The organism is Mesorhizobium sp. M8A.F.Ca.ET.021.01.1.1 (genome assembly GCF_003998025.1).
GTDB lineage: Bacteria > Pseudomonadota > Alphaproteobacteria > Rhizobiales > Rhizobiaceae > Mesorhizobium.
Window position 1 is genome coordinate 1 of record NZ_RZSJ01000544.1, and the last position, 4,143, is coordinate 4,143.

Genomic DNA, 4,143 nt, shown 5'->3' on the forward strand with positions numbered 1-4,143 from the left:
GACAAAACCCGCGTTATCGGCGGATCATTGCGACCCGTCCTGCGCCCGAATACGACGTCGGCCCCATCCTTCTCCAGGATCGAGAAGAACTCCACGATCAGTTCCGGCGGCTCCTGCAGGTCGGCGGCCATGGCGGCGACATGCTCGCCAGAAGCATGTTCGAGACCGGTTCGAATGGCGGTGAAAGAGCCGAAATTCCGGCTGTGAAAGATGATCTTGTAGTCGAAGCCAGAGGTCTTCAGCGCATTGAGAAGCAAGGGCCCCGATTCATCCGGCGACCCATCGATGACAAAGACGAACTCGATATCGCCCTCATACCTGGCATGAAAATTGGCGACCGCCTGCATCAGGGAGGGGATATTCGCCTGATTGCGGTAGATCGGAAAAACGATCGAGCGTGTCGTCACATTGCCTCCCATTGGGCGAGTGCCAGACAGACTTGGCCGACCTCGTCATACGTCATGTCGGGATAGCACGGCACGGTGCAGAGACGGTTGACGCTGGCCCGTGAGACCACCAGATCTTCGGTTCCTTTCATCGGCAGTCCTGCCCAGCCGACCTGATCGCAGTCAAGGACGGGGTAATGGATCTCGGTATCGACGCCATGCTCCTTCATGAAAATCCTGAACGCATCGCGCTCGTCGCACAAGGCGACGGCAAGATGCGCGACCGCGCCGTCACCGCCTTCCACGAATTGCAGCCGCCGCCTGGCCGCCGACTTGTAGCGGCCCAGAATAGCACGGCGTCGTTCGTTTCTATCGCCCAGATCACGCAGAAAGACATCAAGAACGGCCGCCTGGACCTCATCCATGCGGGAATTCCGGCCATGGGGTACGCCGACATGATATTTTGCCACCCAGCCATATTGCTGCAGCCGCCGCACATGTTCGGCAATCGCCGGGTCGGACGTCAAAATAGCGCCGCCATCACCCGCCGCGCCGAGATTCTTGGTTGGGTAGAAGCTGAAAGTGGACACGTCCGCGAGCGAACCCGCCACGCGCCCGCCGATGCGTGCGCCATGTGCCTGCGCACAATCCTCCACGATCGGAATATGTGAGAGGCCGGCCTCGGCAAGTGCGCTTTTGAGGGCGCCGACATCGACGACGCCGCCATAAAGATGCGTGACGACGATGGCGGCGGTGTCCGTGCTGGCCGCGGCCAGCACCGATGAAACGCTGATCAACTGGCTGGCTGCATCGATGTCGACATAGTGGGGGACAAGGTCGTTGTGCCAGCAGCCGCAACTTGCGTAGCCGCCGGCATTGGCAGCCGTGATGACTTCGCGTCCCCGAGCGCCATTGCGCCCGACAGCCGCGGCCAAGGCCAGTTCGAGAGCGTCCGTTCCGTTGGCCACAAGGACGCAATCCGAGACGCCGATGAAGCCTGCGAAGTTGGCGGCGAATTTCTTGCCCATCGCGCCATTGAGCCACCATCCGGAGCGCAGTGTGCTTGTTACTTCACGTTCAATTTCGACCTGGTATCGTTGGTACAGCCGCTTGAGGTCGTTCATCGGGACGGAATCTTGTTTCGTCATCGGCGACTCAATGGCTGAATCTGTTTTTCACTTCGAGAGTGATCGCTGGACACAACTCTTGGCAAGCTGAATTAATGCTGCTGCCGAGAACCGCGACCTTCATTGCGGAACGCGATACGCCGGCTGTGGGACAAGCTGATTGAACGCAGCCGAGCTCGTCCCGACGGACCCCTTACCGTCGCCGCAGCAAAGTCTTCATCCGGTTGCGCAGCAGGCGCGCCATGTTGCGGGTCTCGCGGTAGAGATGCAGTTGCGAGGCGGCCTGGCGGGCGAGACGGTCGGCATCCCTGGTCAACCCGATCACCAATGTGCCGACCGGCTTGCGCTCGCTCCATAGCCGGCTCATCACCGGGTGATCGGGCACGGCGCAGGAATCGGTCATCATGATGTTGGGGTCGTCGAGATGCTGCCTGGTGACTTCGATCATCAGCAGCGTGCCGGGCGAATAGACGGCCAGCGTCTCGTCATAGGCGGTCTTCCAGGTGTAGGCGACGCCGGCCTCGACGAAGACGATCAGGCAAGCGATGGTGCGGCCGTCCAGCGTCAGCGAATGGATGCGGCACATGTCCTGTTCGGCGAGCCGATGCACCGCCTCGCGGGCAAAGGCGGCGCGGAAGCGGTCGATGGCCATGGCGGTGCGCTCGCGGCCTTTCCAGCCGGACGCTTCCAGCGTCAGGAAGTGCTCGATGGCGTGGCGGATCTCCTCGGGGCCGCGTGCCACGACATGCTCGAGCTTGCCGAGATCGCCGAGGCGCCGCTTCAGGCGGCGGAACTCGCGGTAATGGTGCGCGCTCAGCGAAGCCTTCAGATAATCGTCGCCGTCGAGTTCGCTCTCCAGCACGGGGCGTGAGATCTGGCCCGTGGTGACCAGCATCAGGCCGCGCGTCTCGGCCACGGTGCCGATCAGGCTCGCCACCGGACCGTCGAGCCTGATGTCAGGCAGGACCAGGACTTTCGGCAGCTTGAGATGCGGGCGCGACAGCATCGAGAAGAAATCCTCGACCACGCCGACCGGATCGTCGCGATCGATCAGCGGCGTGCCGAGCGGGCCGAACGGGCTCGACCATGTGCGCATGACCGGCACGCCCAGCGGTATCACCGGCCGTTCCACCGAGATCGGCACCAGCAGGCGCAGCCGGTTGCGGTATTCATCACCGTCGCGGATCACGGCAAGACGCACCTCGCGGTCTTCCAGGCGGGGCATGGCCGGCGCCAGGAAACGCGGGTTGAAGAAGACGTTCGGCTCGATCGTGCGGGCGCAGAGATAGTCGAGTTCCTCGACGAGGTCGAAGCCGGCCGATGCCGGGTAGATGGCGAGTTTGCGCTCGGGCCGGTTGTTGGCGAGGATCTCGATATGGGCGGGATCAGCGTCGCGCGCCAGCCCGGCAAGGCCGGACACCATGGCGCCGGCGGGACCGCCGCTGGTTTCCTCGAGCAAGGGGATGGCGGCCATCATGCGGCTCCTTTGGCTGGCACGAAGATCGCCATGACGATGCCGAGCTTGCGCCAGACCGTGAAGGACAGCGCGCTGGCCTCGAAGATCATGGCAAAGGCGGTAGCCATGGCCGCGCCCCACAGGCCGAAAAGCGGGATCAGCACCACGTTGAGCCCGATGTTGAAGGCCAGTGTCATGGCATAGACGGCGGCGCAGACATTCTGGTTGCCGCTCATGGTGAGCAGGCTTTCGCAGGGACCCACGGCGGCGCGCGCCACGACGCCGAAGACGAGCAGGAACAGGAGCGGATAGCCAGAGGTGAATTCCGGGCCGAACAGCACCAGCATCGGTTCGCCGAGCGCCAGCACCAGGAACGCCATCAGCAGCGAGGGCCAGAACGTCCACGACACCGTCTCGCGGGCGAAGGCGGCAAGCTTTTCCGGCTCGCCATGGGTGAACTGCGCGTAGCGCTGGGCGACGCCGGCCTTGACCGCGAAATAGACGAAATGCACCAGCGCCAGCGTCTTGACCGTAGCGAAATAGACGGCGACGTCGTTGGGATCCATGTAGGCGCCGACCATCAGCACATCGGCATTGGTGAGCAGGAAAAAGAAACTCTCGACCAGGAAGATCGGCAGCGAAACGACGAACCATTGCGCGAAATGCACTTTCATCGGGCCGGCTGGAATCTGCCTTTCCATGCGCTGGGTAACGCCGATCAACTGAGACAGCGTGGTGACGTAGGTGGCGGCGATCGAGGCGAAGATCGCCGTCCGCGCGTCGGGGGCGTAACCTGCCCAAAGCATCAGCGCCATGAACAGCAGGATCAGTACCGGCCGTATCAGGTAGGTCGGCGACAGCGCGAACAATGCCCATGAATTGGCACGCGCCAGCCCCTGCAGCAAATCCGACAGCGCAATCATCGGCAGGCAGATGACACCGAGGATGAACGGTATCACGTAGTAGTTTTCAATCCAGGGTGCGGCCAGCCAGACACCGAGGGCGCCAAGGCCCGCGATCAGTGTCGAGGCGATCAGCACGAACAGACGGCTGGCCACGACGATGCCGCGCAATTCCTCCATCAGGCCGCGCTCGCGGTATTCGGGAATGAAGCGGATGACCGATGTGTGGAAGCCGAGGCAGGCGAGATTGCCGACGATGACCATCGTCACCC

General features: G+C 62.8%; 4 protein-coding genes. All 4 read right to left on the minus strand.

Annotated features, from left to right (window positions below; genetic code table 11):
- Positions 1-407 (minus strand): glycosyltransferase (locus EOA36_RS29350; protein WP_189553408.1); only part of this gene is annotated, 407 nt, incomplete at its 3' end.
- Entirely contained in the window at positions 404-1,510 is a 1,107-nt protein-coding gene (locus EOA36_RS29355; RefSeq protein ID WP_189522247.1) for a DegT/DnrJ/EryC1/StrS family aminotransferase, read from the minus strand. The genes EOA36_RS29350 and EOA36_RS29355, both read right to left, overlap by 4 nt.
- Before the next feature lie 196 nt (positions 1,511-1,706).
- Positions 1,707-2,987, minus strand: coding sequence for a GNAT family N-acetyltransferase (locus EOA36_RS29360; protein ID WP_127280482.1), 1,281 nt, complete (start codon positions 2,985-2,987; stop codon positions 1,707-1,709).
- On the minus strand, positions 2,987-4,143 hold a 1,157-nt coding region (locus tag EOA36_RS29365), incomplete at its 5' end, for a lipopolysaccharide biosynthesis protein (protein WP_145969365.1). The genes EOA36_RS29365 and EOA36_RS29360, both read right to left, overlap by 1 nt.

What these genes read in the sequence shown, in the direction of transcription:
- EOA36_RS29355 (WP_189522247.1), bottom strand. Translation starts at nt 1,510, where the DNA reads ATGAACGACCTCAAGCGGCTGTACCAACGATACCAGGTCGAAATTGAA.
- EOA36_RS29360 (WP_127280482.1), bottom strand. Translation starts at nt 2,987, where the DNA reads ATGGCCGCCATCCCCTTGCTCGAGGAAACCAGCGGCGGTCCCGCCGGC.